This window comes from Streptococcus suis (genome assembly GCF_002960425.1).
Classification (GTDB): domain Bacteria; phylum Bacillota; class Bacilli; order Lactobacillales; family Streptococcaceae; genus Streptococcus; species Streptococcus suis_S.
In genome coordinates this window covers 89546-107809 of sequence record NZ_POIZ01000087.1, presented here as the reverse complement: position 1 = coordinate 107809, position 18264 = coordinate 89546, and the positions used below count along the sequence as shown (strand labels likewise).

The 18264-nt window shown below is 41.4% G+C and carries 15 protein-coding genes; 14 read left to right on the top strand and 1 reads right to left on the bottom strand.

Going from position 1 to position 18264, the window contains the following annotated elements:
* The first annotated feature begins 115 nt into the window (after positions 1 to 115).
* On the top strand, positions 116 to 5062 hold the full coding sequence (locus C1G57_RS10110) for a S8 family serine peptidase (protein ID WP_105114784.1): 4947 nt from the start codon (positions 116 to 118) through the stop codon (positions 5060 to 5062).
* Positions 5063 to 5098: 36 nt separating this feature from the next.
* Here C1G57_RS10110 and C1G57_RS10105 read toward each other — a convergent pair whose 3' ends face one another.
* Positions 5099 to 5941 carry an NAD(P)H-hydrate dehydratase gene (locus C1G57_RS10105; RefSeq protein WP_105114783.1) on the bottom strand — a complete coding sequence of 281 codons (843 nt, stop codon included), beginning with the start codon at positions 5939 to 5941 and terminating at the stop codon, positions 5099 to 5101.
* Positions 5942 to 6041: 100 nt separating this feature from the next.
* Here C1G57_RS10105 and nth point away from each other — a divergent pair, with 100 nt between their 5' ends.
* The 13 genes from nth to C1G57_RS10040 all read left to right on the top strand — a co-directional run bounded on the left by nth (position 6042) and on the right by C1G57_RS10040 (position 18146).
* The gene (nth, locus tag C1G57_RS10100) at positions 6042 to 6665 is read left to right on the top strand and encodes an endonuclease III (protein WP_105114782.1); all 624 of its coding nucleotides are present in this window, start codon (positions 6042 to 6044) and stop codon (positions 6663 to 6665) included.
* A 292-nt stretch (positions 6666 to 6957) separates the two neighbouring features.
* Positions 6958 to 7941: a GMP reductase gene (gene guaC / locus C1G57_RS10095; protein WP_105114781.1), complete on the top strand. Its 984-nt coding sequence runs from the start codon at positions 6958 to 6960 to the stop codon at positions 7939 to 7941.
* Positions 7942 to 8010: 69 nt separating this feature from the next.
* The gene (locus C1G57_RS10090) at positions 8011 to 9348 is read left to right on the top strand and encodes an MATE family efflux transporter (protein ID WP_105114780.1); all 1338 of its coding nucleotides are present in this window, start codon (positions 8011 to 8013) and stop codon (positions 9346 to 9348) included.
* A gap of 69 nt (positions 9349 to 9417) precedes the next feature.
* Positions 9418 to 9798 carry a DUF5301 domain-containing protein gene (locus C1G57_RS10085; protein WP_105114779.1) on the top strand — a complete coding sequence of 127 codons (381 nt, stop codon included), beginning with the start codon at positions 9418 to 9420 and terminating at the stop codon, positions 9796 to 9798.
* A gap of 179 nt (positions 9799 to 9977) precedes the next feature.
* Positions 9978 to 10493 carry a hypothetical protein gene (locus C1G57_RS10080; protein WP_105114778.1) on the top strand — a complete coding sequence of 172 codons (516 nt, stop codon included), beginning with the start codon at positions 9978 to 9980 and terminating at the stop codon, positions 10491 to 10493.
* 9 nt (positions 10494 to 10502) lie between these two features.
* Positions 10503 to 10838: a hypothetical protein gene (locus tag C1G57_RS10075; protein WP_105114777.1), complete on the top strand. Its 336-nt coding sequence runs from the start codon at positions 10503 to 10505 to the stop codon at positions 10836 to 10838.
* Positions 10839 to 10951: 113 nt separating this feature from the next.
* Positions 10952 to 11974: a DUF6287 domain-containing protein gene (locus tag C1G57_RS10070; protein ID WP_105114776.1), complete on the top strand. Its 1023-nt coding sequence runs from the start codon at positions 10952 to 10954 to the stop codon at positions 11972 to 11974.
* A 117-nt stretch (positions 11975 to 12091) separates the two neighbouring features.
* On the top strand, positions 12092 to 12610 hold the full coding sequence (gene rimM / locus C1G57_RS10065; RefSeq protein WP_105114775.1) for a ribosome maturation factor RimM: 519 nt from the start codon (positions 12092 to 12094) through the stop codon (positions 12608 to 12610).
* A complete protein-coding gene (gene trmD, locus C1G57_RS10060) occupies positions 12600 to 13325 on the top strand; it encodes a tRNA (guanosine(37)-N1)-methyltransferase TrmD (RefSeq protein WP_105114774.1) in 726 nt (241 codons plus the stop codon). The genes rimM and trmD overlap by 11 nt, the downstream gene beginning before the upstream one ends.
* Positions 13326 to 13354: 29 nt before the next feature.
* The gene (locus C1G57_RS10055; RefSeq protein ID WP_105114773.1) at positions 13355 to 14422 is read left to right on the top strand and encodes a pyridoxal phosphate-dependent aminotransferase; all 1068 of its coding nucleotides are present in this window, start codon (positions 13355 to 13357) and stop codon (positions 14420 to 14422) included.
* A 114-nt stretch (positions 14423 to 14536) separates the two neighbouring features.
* On the top strand, positions 14537 to 15286 hold the full coding sequence (locus C1G57_RS10050) for a DeoR/GlpR family DNA-binding transcription regulator (RefSeq protein ID WP_105114772.1): 750 nt from the start codon (positions 14537 to 14539) through the stop codon (positions 15284 to 15286).
* On the top strand, positions 15283 to 16194 hold the full coding sequence (gene pfkB, locus C1G57_RS10045) for a 1-phosphofructokinase (RefSeq protein ID WP_105114771.1): 912 nt from the start codon (positions 15283 to 15285) through the stop codon (positions 16192 to 16194). Before C1G57_RS10050 ends, pfkB begins: the two co-directional genes overlap by 4 nt.
* Complete coding sequence (locus C1G57_RS10040; RefSeq protein ID WP_105114770.1) at positions 16191 to 18146, top strand: PTS fructose transporter subunit IIABC; 1956 nt, start codon at positions 16191 to 16193, stop codon at positions 18144 to 18146. The genes pfkB and C1G57_RS10040 overlap by 4 nt, the downstream gene beginning before the upstream one ends.
* The last annotated feature ends 118 nt before the right edge of the window (positions 18147 to 18264 follow it).

Sequence of the window (18264 nt, the reverse complement as noted above, 5' to 3'; positions counted from 1 at the left end):
AGGGTAGTTTTTTGTATAAATACAAACATTATGCATAAATTCCCAATATTTTCTTGAAATATAGGCTAAATTATGTTTAAATAGGAAAATAAATTGAAAAATACAGGAGAATAGTATGAAAAGACAACGATTTTCACTCAGAAAATGTAAACTTGGGTTAGTTTCAGTTTTAGTTGGTTCCATTATTTCTTTTGCAGGAACTTCTCAGGTTTTTGCAGAACAAGTGTTGGAGAATGCTGCTGTCGATCAGACGGTGGAGCAAGTTGCACCCGTTGAGGATACCTTTGAAGTTCAAGTTAATTCTCAACTTCAGCAAGAGGAAGTCAAGCCTCAATCAGAAGAGATTTTACCTGTGGAGATTGTAGAAAGCAATGAGGTAAGTGAGAATCAGAGCCAAGAAGTTTCTGCCACAAATCCTACAACTGATGAAACAGTGTCAAGTGAAAGTAATGTCAAAACAGAAGAAATTGTGGAAGTTCCAGCAAGTGAGGCAAGTGCAAGCGAACCATCATTGGAAACAAACATAGAGCTGGCAGATCAGCAGAAGGTGAATAACCAGGTAAGCCCTGCCCTAAGAAGCTTGGCTACAACCTTAGATGCAGATAGTAATTCTATGATTTCTGCGCCAACCGTTTGGGAAACTGGCTACAAGGGAGAGGGAAGCATTGTAGCCATTATTGACTCTGGATTGGACGTTGAGCATGATGTATTAAAAATATCAGATACAAGTAAGGCTAAGTACCAATCTGCTCAAGAATTAGAAGCCGCAAAAGCTGCAGCAGGTATTTCTTACGGAAAATGGTTCAGTGACAAGGTTGTGTTTGGCTACAACTATGCTGATGGAAATGATGTGCTAAAAGAAGAGGCTAGTCAGTCACACGGTATGCATGTTACCGGGATTGCTGCAGGTAATCCATCAACCATGGACGGTGGCCGCTATATTCAGGGTGTTGCCCCAGAATCACAGGTCATGTTTATGAGGGTCTTCTCTGATGTTAGTAGCACAACCGGCGCAGCCTTGTATGTGAGAGCTATTGAAGACGCCGTAAAACTTGGGGCAGATAGCATTAACTTGAGTTTAGGTGGCGCTAATGGCTCTCTTGTCAATATGGACAATACTGTCCTTGCAGCTATTGAATTGGCGCGTAAAGCGGGTGTTTCAGTGGTTATTGCAGCTGGCAATGACGGTGCTTTTGGTGCGGGACATTCCATTCCATGGAGTACAAATCTCGACTATGGTTTGGTTGCAGATCCTTCGACAGCCAAAGATGCTATTTCTGTTGCCTCGTTTAATAATAGTGTCATCAATCAGCGTGTTTTGAATATTGTCGGTCTTGAAGACAATGCTGATTTGAATTTTGGCCGTAGTTCTTACGATAATCCTGATAGAAGTGAGAAGAAATTTGAAATTGGAAAGGCCTATGATTATGTTTACGTGGGCTTGGGGAAAGAAGAAGATTTTACAAATCTTGACCTGACTGGTAAGCTAGCGCTTATTAAGCGTGGAAGCATCAATTTCTCTAGCAAAATTTCCAATGCTACCAAGGCTGGTGCAGAAGGTGTTGTTATCTTCAACAATGTAGTAGGCGAAGAAAATATCGGAATGGCCTTGGATGAAACAGCTATTGCCATACCATCTGTTTTTATTCCTGCAGAGTTTGGTGAGGCCCTCGCGGTTAATTCGTATAAAATCCAGTTTAACAACGAATCTGAGGCTGTTGCCAATCCAGAAGCGGGCATGATGTCGGCATTCTCCAGTTGGGGCCTATCTGCTGATGGAGAATTAAAACCAGATATAGCAGCGCCGGGTGGTTCTATCTATTCAGCTATCAATGACAACCAATACGCTTCCCAAAGTGGTACTAGTATGGCTGCGCCTCACGTGGCAGGAGCTGCCGTCTTGGTGAAACAATATTTGAAAGATAAGTTTCCTAATAAATCAGCTGCTGAACTGGAAACGTTGGTCAAACAGTTGCTCATGTCAACGGCAAAAACCCATTTTGATACGTTAAACCAAGCCTATACTTCTCCACGTCAACAAGGAGCGGGGATGCTTGATGTGGCAGCTGCTGTATCAAAAGACCTCTTCGTTACAGGTCTGGATAGCTACCCTAGCTTGACTTTAGGAAATGTTGGTGACCAATTTGAATTCACGGTAGAAGTGCACAATATTAGTTCAGAAGATAAGGTATTGAATTATACTACTCATGTCAATACAGACCAGACCTATGAAGGGTTAGCAGTCTTAGTATCACGCGAATTGATGGCTATTCCAGGTCAAGAAATTACAGTGAAGGCTAATAGTAGTCAGCAAGTCACCATCAAAGTAGATGCTTCTGAGTTTTCAGAAACCCTACTCCAAGAAATGCCTAATGGTTACTTTTTAGAAGGTTTTGTACGTTTTACCGACCCTGTGGACGCTGGTGAGGTAATCAGTATTCCATATGTTGCTTATAGAGGAGAATTCCAAAATCTGCCAGTGGTTGAAACACCGATTTATCAACTCTTACCAGAAGGTCAAGTTGGATTTTATTTCACACCTAATATGGAGGAAATACTGGAAGTAAAACAAGACCAAGATTTTACAGGTTTGTTGACAAATTACTCTGAAAAAGTGTATTCTACGGACCGCATGACTGAAGAGGAGATGAAAGTTCTTGGAGCCTTTAAGAATGATAAGGATCAATTCGTTCTCTCCATGGATGAAACGGGACAATTAAAACTAGCTATTTCTCCAAATGGTGATAATATTCAAGAATCAGTCCTATTTAAAGGCGTTTTCCTGCGTAATTACACAAATCTTGTTGCCTCTGTTTATGCGGCAGAAGATACAGAGCGGACTCAAGCTTTATGGACAAGCAAGGCTGAAACTGGTGAAAAAAATTATTACAGTGGAAATGAACTCAATCCAAAATCAACAGTTGTTTATCCAACGGAATGGTCTGGTTTAGATAGCAATGGCAATCCGTTAGCAGACGGAAACTATAAGTATGTCTTGACCTATCTTCCAGAGGTTCCTGGAGCAGACCTGCAAAAATTGGAATTTGACGTGATCGTTGACCGCCAAGCACCAAACATCACAACGGCTACTTATGATGCGAGCAGCTACAAATTTGATCCACGCCCAGCCACTGAAAAAGGACCAGCAGGAATATTCCGCGAACGAGTATTCTATTTAGTAAGTGGTGAGAATGGATTGACAACCTTGACAGCTACTGACGAAAAAGGTCATGTCACAGTGACTGATAATAAGGTTTTTGTTGCACAAAACGAGGACGGCAGTTTCACTTTGCCACTTGATTTAGCTGATATTTCTAAATTTTACTATCTGGTGGAAGATTTTGCTGGAAACGTAAGTTCTGAAAAAGTTGAGAACTTAGTTGGAATTGGAAATGGTAACGGCTTGGTGACGGTTAATTTGCTTGATCAGACAACCAAGCAAGATGCACAAATTGATTTTTCATACATTGTGAGAGATCAGAATGGTCAAGTTGTCACAGAACTACCTCGCTATGCAGAGAATAACAGTATTGTTAAATTACCATTTGGTACCTATAGTTTTGAACTATTCCTATATGATACAGAGTGGGCGAACCTAGCGAGCGAAAGAACGTTAAATGTAACAATTAGTGAAGAAAATAGTATTGGTCAGATTGATTTCTATGTTCTTTCTAAGGAAAAAGCAAGTTTGTTGGTCGATGTCGATAAACTCTTGCCTGTTGGTACAAATGTAACACTAGTAACGGCAGATGGCCTAAGTCTTGCTTTGCCAAATGCCAAGTATTCAAAAACAGACTATGGCAAGTTTGTTCCCGTTGGGCAATATACGATTGCGACCAACCTACCTGAAGGTTATGAGTTTTATGAAGATTTGAACCTAGAAGTATTAGTCGACCAAGTCAATCGTAAGAAATTGACTCTGATTGATAAACGGGCTCTGTCCAATTTATTGACTGAACTAGCTAAAATTGAGGAAACAGCAACTTATTACAATGCTGACAGTTCGCTTCAAGTTGAATTTAATAAAGTTTTAGAAGAGGCACAGTTGATTTTAGCGAATAAACACCTTCAGAATGATGTTGACCAAGTGATAGAAGATTTGACCAAAGCTAAGTCAGCTCTAAACGGTCAGGCAACAGACACCAGCGCCTTGGTGAAAGAGCTAGAAACTTATTATAAAGTGATAGAAGAAGCTGTTTATTATAATGCGTCATCTCCAGCTCAAATCGCCTATGATACAGCTATCCGCTTGGCAAAAATGACCCTTCTCAAAGATAAAGTGAGTCAGCAAGAAATCGATCAAGCAGTATCAAACTTGCAAGCTAGCAAATCTGACTTAGATGGTCAGTCTACAGATATCATTGCACTAAGAAATGCCGTATCACTTTCTACTGTTCTCAGAACAACGGATGTAAAATATCTCAATGCTTCTGAGATGGTAAAACAGACATATGACCAAGCTCTTGCAAAAGCTAAAGCAGTCCTTGCTGATGAACATGCTAGCCAAGCTAGTGTTGATCAAGCACTGGCTGAGCTTCAGGCTGCTCAAGTGGCATTAGATGGTGTAGCAACTCCAACTAGCGAAAACCAGCCTTCTGAGAATGCTGAATCAAGCATTAAGCCAGATGAGAAAGCTACTCCACCACCTGTAGAGCCTGTCCTTCCATCAGAAGAAAAAGCAAGTAAGCCTGAACAGCCACCGTTGCCTGTATCAGAGGAAGAGAAGGTAGTGGAAGAAAAGACAAATACTATTAACATAACAGTCGCAAATGCGAGCTCTATCAACTTCCCAGATCCTCGTCCTCAATTGAGTACGGATAAGAAGCAAAGGTCATCCTTTGTTCTAGTAGCACGAGAAAACCATCCTGTATATCAATCTGCTGTTAGTCAGGAAAAAGCACCAATTCAGAACAAGGAGATAAGTGAGAGTGCCGCAGTTGCTTATTCCGGTAGACAATTACCGAATACAAGTTCCAAAGACCAGAGTGCATATCTATTCCTGGGAATCGCTCTAGTTACTACTGTTTTTCTCGTTCAAAAGAAAAAATACGAAAGCGTCTAAAGCAATCAAAAAGCACCTAGTCCGATGATTAGGTGCTTATTTCATCTGAAAGTAATGCATGGTTTTTTGAATGTCTTTCGAAATATCTGTAGGTTTTACAAGATAGAATTGCTGGGCCAATTGGTCAGCGATATAGGAATGAAGGTAGGTGGCTGCAACGACTTTATCGTATAGGGGAGCATGTGGAAATTGCAGGGCAAATCCTGCAATCATGCCAGCAAGCGTATCGCCCATTCCACCTGTTGCTTGGTAGGGACCGCCTGCTTTGATGGGAGTAATCTGTTCGGGGGCTGCTTGAAGCACTTGTGTCATAAAACTTTTGGCGACTAAAATAGTATGTTCTTGAAACTCTCTTAAGGCGGTTAGGTTGGTCTGGCTTGTTTGTCGGTCAATGGGGATGGCAGACAATCTTTCCCATTCTTTTTGGTGAGGTGTCAGGATGACCTGTTTGCAGGGAAAAATTTTCCTGTTCTGTTTGGCTATCAAGGTCAAGGCAGAGCCATCCAGGACAAGAATTTGTTTTTCTGACACATTTTCAAGTACAAGGTCAACTAGGTTTTTTGCTCGGCTATTGTCCCCTAAACCAGGCCCAATCAATACCAGGTCAGCATGTTTTATATTTACTAGGAGTAAGTCTTTGTCCTCAACCGAAAAGGCCATGGCTTCAGGTAGGTGACTATGCAGTGCTGGAATGTTTTCTTTCTCAGTAGCGACAGTAACCAAGCCAGCTCCGCTATTGACAGTGGCTAGGGCAGTCATGATGATGGCGCCACCGTAAGGGTAAAGTCCGCCAATCAGTAAGGCACGGCCGAAGGTTCCCTTGTGGCTGTTCATAGGTCGTTCCTGAATGACCTGCCGACAAAGTTCTTGTAAATCCATGATAGTCAACTCCTTTCTATAGATTATTATAGCATGAGAACGGGACACATTCGCAAGTTACTTTTTAGAAAATTCTCCTTTTTCATGCTATAATGGACATATGGTATTATCAAAGAAACGTGCAAGAAAAGTTATTGAAGAAATCATCGCCCTTTATCCTGATGCTCAGCCTAGTCTGGATTTCCGCAACCATTTTGAATTGGTCTGCGCAGTACTTTTGTCAGCTCAGACAACGGATGCTGCAGTTAACAAGGCAACCCCAGGTTTGTTCGAGGCTTTCCCAACGCCTCAAGCCATGGCAGCAGCAGAGGTGAAGGACATCGAGCCCTACATTTCTCGCTTGGGCTTGTATCGTAATAAGGCCAAGTTTTTGAAAGAATGCGCCCAGCAGTTGTTGGACCGACATGATGGCATTGTCCCACAGACACGGGAGGAATTAGAAGCCTTAGCCGGTGTGGGGAGAAAAACGGCCAATGTGGTGTTGAGTGTCGGTTTTGGCATTCCTGCATTCGCAGTCGATACCCATGTGGGTCGGATCTGCAAACACCACGATATTGTCAAAAAATCAGCGACCCCACTGGAAACGGAAAAGCGGGTCATGGAGGTCTTACCACCAGAACTCTGGCTGCCAGCCCACCAGGCCATGATTTATTTTGGACGAGAAGTCTGCCATCCCAAAAATCCTGAATGTGATAAATTTCCACAATTATATGAATTTGAGTAAAAAATCTTCAGTTTTTGAGGATTTTTTTCGTATTCTTGTCAAAAATTTCCAGTAAAATCAGAACGTTTTTAGAAATATTCAATAGAATGTCTTCTAAAACGGAATTTGACGAATATTCAATCCTATTTTGCTTTATTAAAACAATAATAAACGAACGTTTACTCATGATGCACAAAGTATATTGACAAAAACCAAACGATGAGATATAATTTTAGATGTCGGTTAAGGAAAAACGAACAAACTAGTATTTCCTAATACAAAAATCATTTAAAAACGAACAGAGGAGAAGCTCATGTTTAATGAAACACCAGTTTTTGACTACGAAGATATTCAGCTCATTCCAAACAAATGTATCATCAATAGTCGTTCAGAGGCAGATACATCTGTAACACTCGGAAAATACACTTTTAAACTGCCAGTGGTTCCTGCCAATATGCAGACGATCTTGGATGAAGATGTGGCAGAAATGTTGGCCAAAGATGGTTATTTTTACATCATGCACCGTTTTGATGAGGAGGGGCGTGTTCCTTTCGTGAAACGCATGCATGACCAAGGCTTGATTGCTTCTATCTCGGTTGGTGTGAAAGACTATGAGTATGACTTTGTTTCTAGTTTAAAAGCTGACGCGCCTGAGTTTATTACCATTGACATTGCGCATGGTCATGCGGATAGTGTCATTAAGATGATCAAGCATATCAAGAAAGAATTGCCTGATACCTTTGTCATTGCTGGGAATGTCGGCACTCCAGAAGCTGTTCGTGAGTTGGAAAATGCTGGTGCGGATGCGACAAAAGTTGGAATTGGTCCTGGTAAGGTCTGCATCACCAAGGTCAAAACTGGTTTTGGTACAGGCGGTTGGCAGCTGGCTGCCCTTCGTTGGTGTTCAAAAGCTGCTCGTAAGCCGATTATTGCGGACGGTGGTATCCGTACCCACGGAGATATTGCCAAATCCATCCGTTTCGGTGCAAGCATGGTCATGATTGGCTCTCTCTTTGCAGGACACATCGAAAGCCCTGGAAAGACGGTGGAAGTAGACGGCAAACAGTTTAAAGAATACTATGGCTCTGCATCTGAATACCAAAAAGGAGCCTATAAGAACGTAGAAGGTAAAAAAATTCTCCTGCCAGCCAAGGGACATTTGAGAGATACTCTGATTGAAATGGAGCAAGATTTGCAATCCTCTATTTCCTATGCAGGTGGTCGTGATATTACCAGCTTGAAACACGTGGACTATGTCATCGTAAAAAATTCAATCTGGAATGGTGATTCAATCTAGTCAAAGAGGACTTGCAATGCAGGTCCTTTTCTTGTTACAATATTTATATAAAATTGAAAGAGAATAAGTATGTACCAAACATTGAGTAATAGAGAAAAATTATGGCTCTTTATCAAAATATTTTTACCTATTTTGATTTATCAATTTGCTAATTATTCGGCCTCCTTTATCGATACCATGATGACAGGCCAGTACAGCACCATGGATTTGGCAGGTGTTTCCATGGCGACAAGTCTTTGGAACCCCTTGTTCTCATTTTTGACGGGTATCGTATCTGCACTTGTTCCAATCATTGCTCAATATCTAGGACAAGGAGAGAAGACAAAAATCCGACAGGAATTTCATCAGTTTGTCTATCTAGCCCTTGGGCTGACAGTTCTTCTCTGGCTCTTGGTCTACCTGCTTGCCATTCCCACCTTGGCACAGTTTGACCTTGACAAAGAGGTCTTTCAGGTCGGCAGGCAGTACCTCTCCTATATCTCTATTGGCATCCTCCCTCTCTTGCTTTTCAGCGTCTGTCGGTCCTTTTTCGATGCCTTGGGCTTGACCCGCCTCTCCATGTACCTCATGCTGCTCCTGGTTCCCTTTAACAGTCTCTTTAACTATCTCTTGATTTATGGGAAAATGGGCCTACCGGTCCTGGGCGGAGCAGGAGCTGGATTGGGGACTGCTTTAGCTTACTGGGCTGTATTACTAGTAATCGTCATGGTCATGTGCAAAAATAAGACCATTGCTTCTTATGAGATTTGGCGGTGGAGTTCGATCGACCTTTCTTTATTGAAGGAAGGCTTGAAGGTTGGTCTGCCGATAGGTTTGCAGGTCTTTGCTGAGGTTGCTATTTTCGCGGTAGTCGGTTTGTATATGGCAAAATTTTCAGCCCAAATTATTGCAGCTCATCAGTCAGCGATGAACTTTGCCACTTTGCTTTATGCCTTTCCTGCCTCGGTTTCTTCAGCCCTAGCAATTGTCATTGCCTATGAAGTAGGGGCTAAACGACCTCAGGATGTGAAAGCCTACAGCCGTTTAGGACGCTTGGTGGCACTAGGTTTTGCAGGATTGACACTTACTTTTCTTTATTTTTTCCGTTCCAAAGTCGCTTTCCTCTACGGCAATGACGCAGATTTTATCCGTCTGACCTCGCATTTTCTAAGCTTTGCCCTCATGTTCCAACTAGCAGATGCCTATACAGCTCCCATTCAGGGAATTTTGCGGGGCTACAAGGATACGACAGTTCCATTTATACTTGGCTTAGTTGCCTATTGGTCCATGACCTTCCCAGTTGCCTTTTTCCTTGAAAGATTTTTCAAAATGGGTCCAGAAGCTTATTGGATTGGCTTGATTTCAGGGATTTTTGTCTGTGGGATTGCCCTCAGATTGCGGTTGAAAAAAATCGCTCGTTTTCAATAAATGTTTGAGTTTTCTCTTGACATATTTTTCTGTGCTTGATAAAATTTACTCAAAAAGGCAGGTTTTATTATGAAAAAGAAGTGGTTGATTTGTATTGTTCTATCTTGTATCTGCTTGAGTATTGGCTATTTTCACATGAGGAAAACGGAAATTAGGTTCCCTCAATCGGACCAGATTTTAATCAGCAATCAGGATGGAGAAGAGATAGGAATGCTAAAAGGTAGCGAAGTAGAAGAGCTTCTGACAGAGCTTGTCCAAATTCATCCCTATTTCTTAGACAATGCCAGTAATCAAGACCAGCCAGTTGGAGTAGAAAATTATTATCAACTGACCTTTCAACCTTATAATAAAATTGCCTATCTCTATGAGAAAAATGGCAAAACCTATCTGGAATTTCCTTATGAGCTGACAGTCAGGACAAAAAAGTCACTATCTGAGTTAATAGACTAGAAGAAGTCGGAGCAATCCGGCTTTTTAAAATTCAATTTTTTTAACATTTACCTTGACAAATATGTTCGGGGGGGGGGTACAATATAAGAGATAGATAGCACTGTATGAAAAAAATGTGCTAAAGGAGGAGCCTTACAAGGAGATGCTAATCTATCTACTACTAATTTTGGAGACTTTTTATGAAAAAAATTACAACATTTTTTAAAAATTATTTTGATACACCTAAGGTACCTTTGAAATACTATTTAGGTGATGTTTTCTATTTCAATCTTTTCTGGGGTCTAATACCATTTTTATTTGGAGAAATCAATGTAGGAACAATTTTATTTTTTGCTTATTTGATGTTATCAGTGTATACATTCTTCTGGTATTCGGACTATCAACTCTTCAAATTTCCATATGATCCCAAGAAGATTTTTAGATATCGTCGCTCGATTTTTAGTAAGGATGGTATAAAAAATGTTACTGCAGAGAGTTTAGCTAGGGAACACCACTATACAATCAACGAAAATAAAATTTCTAGGGATTATACCGAGAATGTAAAGACCGTTGCTTTTGCATTTATTATTACATTTTTTGTCCGATATGCGCTAATTGCTAGTCAAGTACTTTTTTCTGTTATCAGACATCCTAAAACAATGAGAGAATATAAAGAGGCTGTACGCGTTCAGAGTGAATATCTCAACAATCTATAGGAGTTATTTATGGGCGATTTTGTAACTATTTTATTATTTGCTTCCGTCATTATTTTTAGATATTTCATTTACCCTAAGATGAAAAAGGCAAATGAAGAAAAGAGATGGGCAGAAGAGCAATCAAAATATAGGATTACAATTATTGACTTGATAAATGAGAAACAGAGTTTTGTTGGTACTATTGATAGTTTTAATGATATCTACAACATAGTTTATGACTATAATCAAGCCCATGTTTTTTCTAGCCAAGAAGCTGCAAGTAAATATGCACATTCTATGGCAAGGAATGAAAATATCAGTATCCTAATTCTTGCAGGTTCAAATCCTGTCGAAAAAATTTGTTAGAAATCAGGTCGCATGTAGTCAAACATTTACCTTGACAAATATTCCCAAAATATTAAACTTAAGATAAGTAGCTTTTCAAGCTTTGGAAACTTGCTACTATATTTGGAGGTTATATGAAAATGAAGAAATTTCTATTACTTTTTTCTGTGGTTCTTTTGACTGCGTGTAAATCGGGTGAAGTGAAGCAAGAGACAGCTGTGAGCAGTCAATCAAGTTCACAAGCAACATCAAGTTCAACAACTTCAAGTCAGTCGGAAACGAAGACGGTAGAGGTGGATTATTCTAGCTATCAAAAGGTTATCGACCGTTATCAGGCAAGTTTGGGATTGGAACTTTCAGCCCTAAATCGTGATGAAGTGAGTGGTCTTCTTTATGGACTTAAACAATATCCAACTGTTTATACTGGAGCATATTATGTCCAAAATGATTTTGATAAAGATGGTGTAGATGAATTAGCTGTCGCCTTATCGACGAGTTCTCAATTTGTCCTCATCGACCTATATACTGTAGGGAATGACGGGCAGTTGATAAGACTGGTTGATCAGTTCCGTCAGCAAGGTCCAGAGATTGGTGAAAAAGTAACCCTGTGGCCACTTGAAGATGGAAGTTACTCTTTAGAAACAGCTGGTAGTTTTAGAAACTATAAATATGACTCTACTGCAGGTCAACTAACCCTACAGGCAGAAGGAGCGACCAATCCTTCATCTGCCTCAGTTGTCGATTTAAGCACGCTTTCATGGACTAAATTGGAAAAAGTTGTAGCAGTGCAAGAAAATACATCTGCACCTACTATTGATATGCAGGGGCTGTTAGCTGGTGATTTCTCAACTATTGCTGGAACTTGGGCAAATGCCAAAGGGACTGTCTTGGTTATTGATTCATCTGGCAAGATCACTAATGAGGAGGATAGCGATCTAACCATTCGTGAAATCGATTCAAACGGCATTGCAAGAGGGAGCCATCGTTTTGGTATGTACGGTGCCAGCCTACAAATTATTCCAGCTGGAGTTGCAATCGAATTTCCGACTACTGGGGAAACAGATTTAAGTGATACGACTAAAAATAGATTATTCATCAGTCAGTACCTACCACCAGCGGAAGAAGTGGCGAACGAGGTTTATTATAAACAAGATTAAGTATTTATGGAAGTGAGATAGGTTAACAATCCAATCTCCTTCTTTTTTTTGCCTTATTATTGAGAAAATACCCTCGTCGTGTTAAAATAAAAGGATAGAAAATCAGATGGAGAAGTCATGAATTATTTTAACGTAGGAAAGATTGTCAATACCCAAGGCTTGCAAGGAGAAATGCGTGTTTTATCTGTGACGGATTTTGCAGAAGAACGCTTCAAAAAAGGGGCAAAATTGGCCTTGTTTAATGATAAAGACCAGTTTGTCATGGAAGTGGAAATTACTAGTCACCGTAAGGCTAAAAACTTTGATATTATCAAGTTTAAGGGCATGTACCATATCAATGATATTGAAAAGTACAAGGGCTATAGTTTGAAAATCGCCGAGGAAAACTTGACCGATCTCGAAGACGGTGAGTTTTATTACCATGAAATTATCGGCTTGGATGTCTATGAAAATGACATCTTGATCGGACAAATCAAGGAAATCTTGCAACCAGGTGCCAATGATGTATGGGTGGTAAAACGCAAAGGTAAGAAAGACCTGCTTTTACCCTATATTCCGCCTGTTGTCTTGAACATTGATATTCCAAATAACCGCGTCGATGTGGAACTGCTTGAGGGCCTAGACGATGAGAATTGATATTTTGACCCTGTTTCCAGAGATGTTTGCACCGCTGGAGCACTCTATTGTGGGTAAGGCGCGTGACAAGGGGTTACTGGAAATCAACTACCATAATTTTCGTGAAAAAGCCGAAAAAGCCCGCCATGTGGATGATGAGCCATACGGTGGAGGCCAAGGAATGCTGCTCCGTGCCCAGCCGATTTTTGACACCATGGATAGCATTGATCAAACCAAGCCACGTGTTATCTTGCTGGATCCTGCTGGTAAAACGTTTAACCAAGCCTATGCTGAAGAATTAGCTCAGGAAGACCAGTTGATTTTTATCTGTGGTCATTACGAGGGCTATGATGAGCGGATTAAGACCTTGGTGACAGATGAGATTTCTCTCGGGGACTATGTTCTGACAGGGGGGGAGTTGGCAGCTATGACCATGATTGATGCTACCGTTCGCCTGATTCCAGAGGTTATTGGCAAGGAAATTAGCCATACAGATGATAGTTTTTCATCTGGACTATTGGAGTATCCGCAATACACCCGTCCCTACGAATATCGTGGAATGGTGGTACCAGATGTCCTCATGAGTGGACACCATGAAAATATTCGTAAATGGCGTTTGGAAGAAAGTCTACGCAAAACCTATCAACGTCGTCCAGACTTGTTAGAAAACTACAATTTTACAGATGAAGAATTAACTATTTTTGAAAAAATCAAAGCAGAAGACACAGTTGATTAGACTGTGTTTTCCTGTTCAAAGGAGAAGACATGAAACGCAAGGTATTTGAGAATTACAAACCTTATAAAATCCAACAAAAAGCCAGATTTGACTTGGGCAACAATGAAAATCGGATCATTGACTGGTCATTTTTGCCACAAAAAACCTTGGAGAGCTTGGAAGTTAGTCGCCTAAGTTTCTACGGGGATAATACCTATTCGGAACTGATTGAGAAATATGCGGCCTATCTTGGAGTAAGTCCTCAACAAGTGACAGTCGGAGTTGGCTCGGACCACCTTATTCATATGATCATTTCCACCTTTATGGAAAAGGATGACACTTTCTTGACCGTCAATCCAGACTTCTTCATGTATCAGACCTATAACCTTATGCACGGTAGTCAGTTTGAGCGAGTGGATTTGGATTGGGAAAAAGGCGGCCTAACCTTGTCTGCGGAGAAGGTGTTAGCTCATGCCCAAACGGTTGGAGCAAAGGTCATCATGCTGTCCAACCCCAATAATCCTTCCTCTATGGCCCATGACCCACAGGAATTGGAAAAGATTATCGCCAACTTTTCAGGCTTGGTCGTGATTGATGAAGCCTATATCGAGTTTGCAGCTTGTCCTAGCTTTACTGAAAAAATCAATGACTATGACAATCTGATTGTCCTACGGACCTTGTCCAAGGCCTTCGGTTTGGCAGGTGTCCGCTTGGGCTTTGCCCTTGCTAATGAACGCTTGATTTACGAGATTGACAAGGTTATTCCACCTTTTAGTCTATCCAACTTAACGGCTCATATGGCTACAGTTGCCTTGGATTACAAAGATAAAGTAACAGAAACGGTTGAAACAATTGTCAAACTGCGTCAAGAAATGATTGCTTTTTTAGAACAATTAGAAGATTGTCATGTCTTGCCAAGTCAGACCAGTTTTGTGACCTTTAAGGCGCCGTGGGCAGAAGTGTTTCATCAACAAGCCTTAGCAAAAGATTGGAATTTCAAGTACTATCCAACAGGGAAATTAGCAGGATATATTCGCCTGTCCGTTGGACGTCCAGAAGAGATGGCAATGCTTAAAGAGATGGTCAAATCAATGATAGAAAAGGGGGCAATTTCGTAAGAGATTGTTCTTTTTTTGAAGAAAATTGACATTTTTTGAAAGATTTTGCTAGAAAATGATTGACAATGATGGTTTTTAGTGTATAATGGTTTTTGTAAACGATTGCAGGAGGTGTTGGACATTCTCAAATCAGAACGCAAGCAAGTCATATTAGAACGCATTCAAGCACAACAATTTGTCCGCTTGGAAGAATTGGTTGACATTCTAGCAACATCTGAATCCACTGTTCGTAGGGATTTGGACGAGTTAGAAAATGAAGGAAAACTTCGAAGAGTACATGGCGGTGCGGAAGCACCAGCTAATTTGCAACTGGAAGAATCCATTCTGGAAAAATCTGTCAAAAACGTTCAAGAAAAACGGATGATTGCTGAAAGAGCAGCACAGTTAATCATGGACGGCGATGTGATTTTTGTAGACGCAGGGACGACAACCGGTGTCTTGATTGACTATCTCCAACAGGAAAATCTAACAGTCGTGACCAATTCCATTCATCATGCTGTGAAGTTGGTAGAACGCAAGATAAAGACCATTATCATTGGTGGCTTTGTTAAGCAGTCTACGGATGCTTCGGTTGGTGCGATGGCATTGGAACAAATTCGACAGCTCAATTTTGATAAGGCATTTCTGGGGATGAATGGTATAGATAAAAACTATTTTACAACGCCAGATATTGAAGAAGCGACCATCAAACGTACCATTATAGACAATGCAAAAGAAAGCTTTGTTTTAGCAGATGCGTCAAAAATCGGTCAATTCTCCTTTGCCAAGGTTGCAGCAATCGAAAAAGCCAACATTATCTGTCAATCTTCGGAGAGCAGTTTGTTGGACATCATCAAAGAGAAAACGAGGGTAATCGAGGTATGATTTATACAGTTACGCTCAATCCAGCTATTGACTATATTGTTCGTTTAGAACATGTCGAGACGGGCAGTGTCAATCGGATGGAGAGCGATGATAAATATGCCGGCGGTAAGGGAATTAACGTTAGCCGTGTCTTGAAGCGTTTGGGCTATCCAAACACAGCGACGGGTTTCCTTGGCGGATTCACTGGCCAGTTCATCAAGGATGGATTGGTTGCTGAAGGCATTGATACCGATTTTGTTCGGGTTGACCAAGATACACGGATTAACGTGAAAATCAAGGCCGACCAAGAAACAGAAATTAACGGCCTGGGTCCGATTGTGACGGATACCCAATTAGCAGAATTAGAAATGGTTCTGGCAGGATTGACCCAAGAAGACACAGTTGTCTTTGCTGGTTCTGCACCAGCCAGCCTTGGAAATGAAGTGTATAATAAGCTCATTCCAGTTGCTAAAAAAGCAGGAGCGCAAGTTGTCTGTGACTTTGAAGGTCAGACACTTCTGGATTCACTTGCTTACCAGCCACTTTTGGTTAAACCAAACAACCATGAATTGGAAGCAATCTTCAACGTCGAGTTAAATGGCATTGCGGACATCGAGACCTACGCTAAGAAAATCTTAGATATGGGGGCTCAGAATGTCATCATTTCTATGGCAGGAGACGGAGCCTTGTTGGTCACTCCACAGGCTACCTACTTTGCTAAACCAATCAAGGGAACGGTGAGAAACTCTGTCGGAGCTGGAGATTCCATGGTGGCAGGATTTACTGGCGAATACGTTCGCTCACAAGACCCAATCGAAGCCCTAAAATGGGGAGTTGCTTGCGGTACGGCAACAGCCTTTTCAGACGATTTGGCAAGTATCGCATTTATTAAGGAAACATATGAAAAAGTTGAGGTAGAAAGACTATGAAAATTCAAGACGTTTTGAGAAAAGATGTCATGTTGCTTGATTTGCAAGCGACAAGCAAGGAAGCTGTTATCGATGAAATGATTACTAGCTTGGTTGACAAAGGTTATGTGACTGATTTTGATGTATTCAAAACAGGTATTATGAACCGTGAAGCACAAACGACAACAGGGCTTGGTGACGGTATCGCAATGCCACACGCTAAGAATGCTGCTGTCAAAGAAGCGACTGTTCTCTTTGCAAAATCAAACAAGGGTGTTGACTATGCAAGTCTTGATGGTCAACCAACAGACTTGTTCTTCATGATTGCAGCTCCAGAAGGTGCTAACGACACCCACTTGGCTGCCCTTGCTGAATTGTCCAAATACTTGATGAAGCCAGGTTTTGCAGATAGACTTCGTGCCGTAACGAACCCAGAAGAAGTCATTGCAGTCTTTGATACAGCTGAAGCCGCAGACAAGGCAGTTGAAGAAGTGGTTGCAGCACCAAGTGGTGATCGTCCGTTTATCGTTGCTGTAACAGCTTGTACAACAGGCATTGCCCACACTTACATGGCAGAAGAAGCTCTTAAGAAGCAAGCTGCTGAAATGGGTGTTGATATCAAGGTTGAAACCAATGGTGCTTCAGGTGTTGGTAACAAACTGACTGCTGAAGACATCAAGAATGCGGCAGGTGTTATCATTGCAGCAGATAAGGCTGTTGATATGCCTCGTTTCAATGGTAAACCATTGGTATCTCGTCCAGTTGCTGCTGGTATCAAACAAGCAGAAGAATTGATTAACATCATCTTGGATGGAAAAGCATCTGCATACACAGCGACAGAAGGAGCAGCTACAGTGGAATCTTCAGAAAAACTCAGTCTTGGTAAAGCTTTCTACAAACACTTGATGAGCGGTGTTTCTCAAATGTTGCCATTCGTTATCGGTGGCGGTATCTTAATCGCACTTGCCTTCCTATTCGATGGAGCTCTAGGTGTGCCGCAAGACAGTCTTGGTAGTCTTGGTTCTTACCATGAAATCGCAGCTATGTTCATGAAGATTGGTGGAGCAGCCTTTGGCTTCATGTTGCCGCTTCTTGCAGGTTATATTGCTTACTCAATCGCTGAAAAACCAGGTTTGGTGGCAGGTTTTGTAGCTGGTGCAATCGCTAGCAGCGGTCTTGCGTTTGGTAAAATTCCTTACGCAGCTGGTGGTGAAGAAACGCTTGCTCTTGCTGGTGTATCATCTGGTTTCTTGGGTGCCCTTGTCGGCGGTTTCCTTGCTGGTGGTGTAGTACTCGTTCTTCGCAATGCTTTGCGTAATATGCCAAAATCTCTCCAAGGTTTGAACGCTATCTTGCTCTTGCCACTTTTGGGAACAGCCATCACTGGTTTCTTGATGTTCTTCGTTAACATCCCAATGGCAGCTATCAACACAGGTATGAACAACTTCCTTGCAGGTCTTGAAGGTAGCTCTGCTATTCTCCTTGGCCTTGTCCTCGGTGGTATGATGGCAGTTGACATGGGTGGTCCGATCAACAAGGCAGCTTATGTCTTCGGTACAGGTACGCTTGCAGCGACTGTTGCAGAAGGTGGTTCTGTTGCCATGGCAGCGGTTATGGCTGGTGGTATGGTTCCACCGTTGGCAGTATTCGTAGCAACCCTTCTTTACAAAAATAAATTCACTCAAGAAGAGCGTAACTCAGGTTTGACAAACATCGTTATGGGTCTTTCATTCATCACTGAGGGTGCGATTCCGTTTGGTGCTGCTGACCCAGCTCGTGCTATCCCAAGCTTTATCGCAGGTTCTGCCCTTGCAGGTGCCTTGGTTGGTTTGTCAGGTATTCAACTGATGGCTCCTCACGGTGGTATCTTCGTTATCGCTTTGACATCTAATCCATTGCTTTATATCCTTTATGTATTGATTGGTGCGGTTGTATCAGGTATCCTTTACGGAGCTCTTCGCCAAGCTAAATAAGAATGAAAACCTTGTCTTCGGGCAAGGTTTTTTATCTGGAAAATGCTGTATTTAGATTAAAATATAAATAATTATGTAAAGAATATCATATATAGTATATTGAGATGTTTTATTTAAT

Excerpts from the sequence above, each read along its gene's own strand:
- pfkB (WP_105114771.1), top strand. The coding sequence starts at position 15,283 with ATGATTTATACAGTTACGCTCAATCCAGCTATTGACTATATTGTTCGT.
- C1G57_RS10040 (WP_105114770.1), top strand. The coding sequence starts at position 16,191 with ATGAAAATTCAAGACGTTTTGAGAAAAGATGTCATGTTGCTTGATTTG.
- guaC (WP_105114781.1), top strand. The coding sequence starts at position 6,958 with ATGTTTAATGAAACACCAGTTTTTGACTACGAAGATATTCAGCTCATT.
- C1G57_RS10105 (WP_105114783.1), bottom strand. The coding sequence starts at position 5,941 with ATGGATTTACAAGAACTTTGTCGGCAGGTCATTCAGGAACGACCTATG.
- C1G57_RS10110 (WP_105114784.1), top strand. The coding sequence starts at position 116 with ATGAAAAGACAACGATTTTCACTCAGAAAATGTAAACTTGGGTTAGTT.
- trmD (WP_105114774.1), top strand. The coding sequence starts at position 12,600 with ATGAGAATTGATATTTTGACCCTGTTTCCAGAGATGTTTGCACCGCTG.
- C1G57_RS10090 (WP_105114780.1), top strand. The coding sequence starts at position 8,011 with ATGTACCAAACATTGAGTAATAGAGAAAAATTATGGCTCTTTATCAAA.
- C1G57_RS10080 (WP_105114778.1), top strand. The coding sequence starts at position 9,978 with ATGAAAAAAATTACAACATTTTTTAAAAATTATTTTGATACACCTAAG.
- C1G57_RS10075 (WP_105114777.1), top strand. The coding sequence starts at position 10,503 with ATGGGCGATTTTGTAACTATTTTATTATTTGCTTCCGTCATTATTTTT.
- nth (WP_105114782.1), top strand. The coding sequence starts at position 6,042 with ATGGTATTATCAAAGAAACGTGCAAGAAAAGTTATTGAAGAAATCATC.
- C1G57_RS10070 (WP_105114776.1), top strand. The coding sequence starts at position 10,952 with ATGAAAATGAAGAAATTTCTATTACTTTTTTCTGTGGTTCTTTTGACT.
- C1G57_RS10055 (WP_105114773.1), top strand. The coding sequence starts at position 13,355 with ATGAAACGCAAGGTATTTGAGAATTACAAACCTTATAAAATCCAACAA.
- rimM (WP_105114775.1), top strand. The coding sequence starts at position 12,092 with ATGAATTATTTTAACGTAGGAAAGATTGTCAATACCCAAGGCTTGCAA.
- C1G57_RS10085 (WP_105114779.1), top strand. The coding sequence starts at position 9,418 with ATGAAAAAGAAGTGGTTGATTTGTATTGTTCTATCTTGTATCTGCTTG.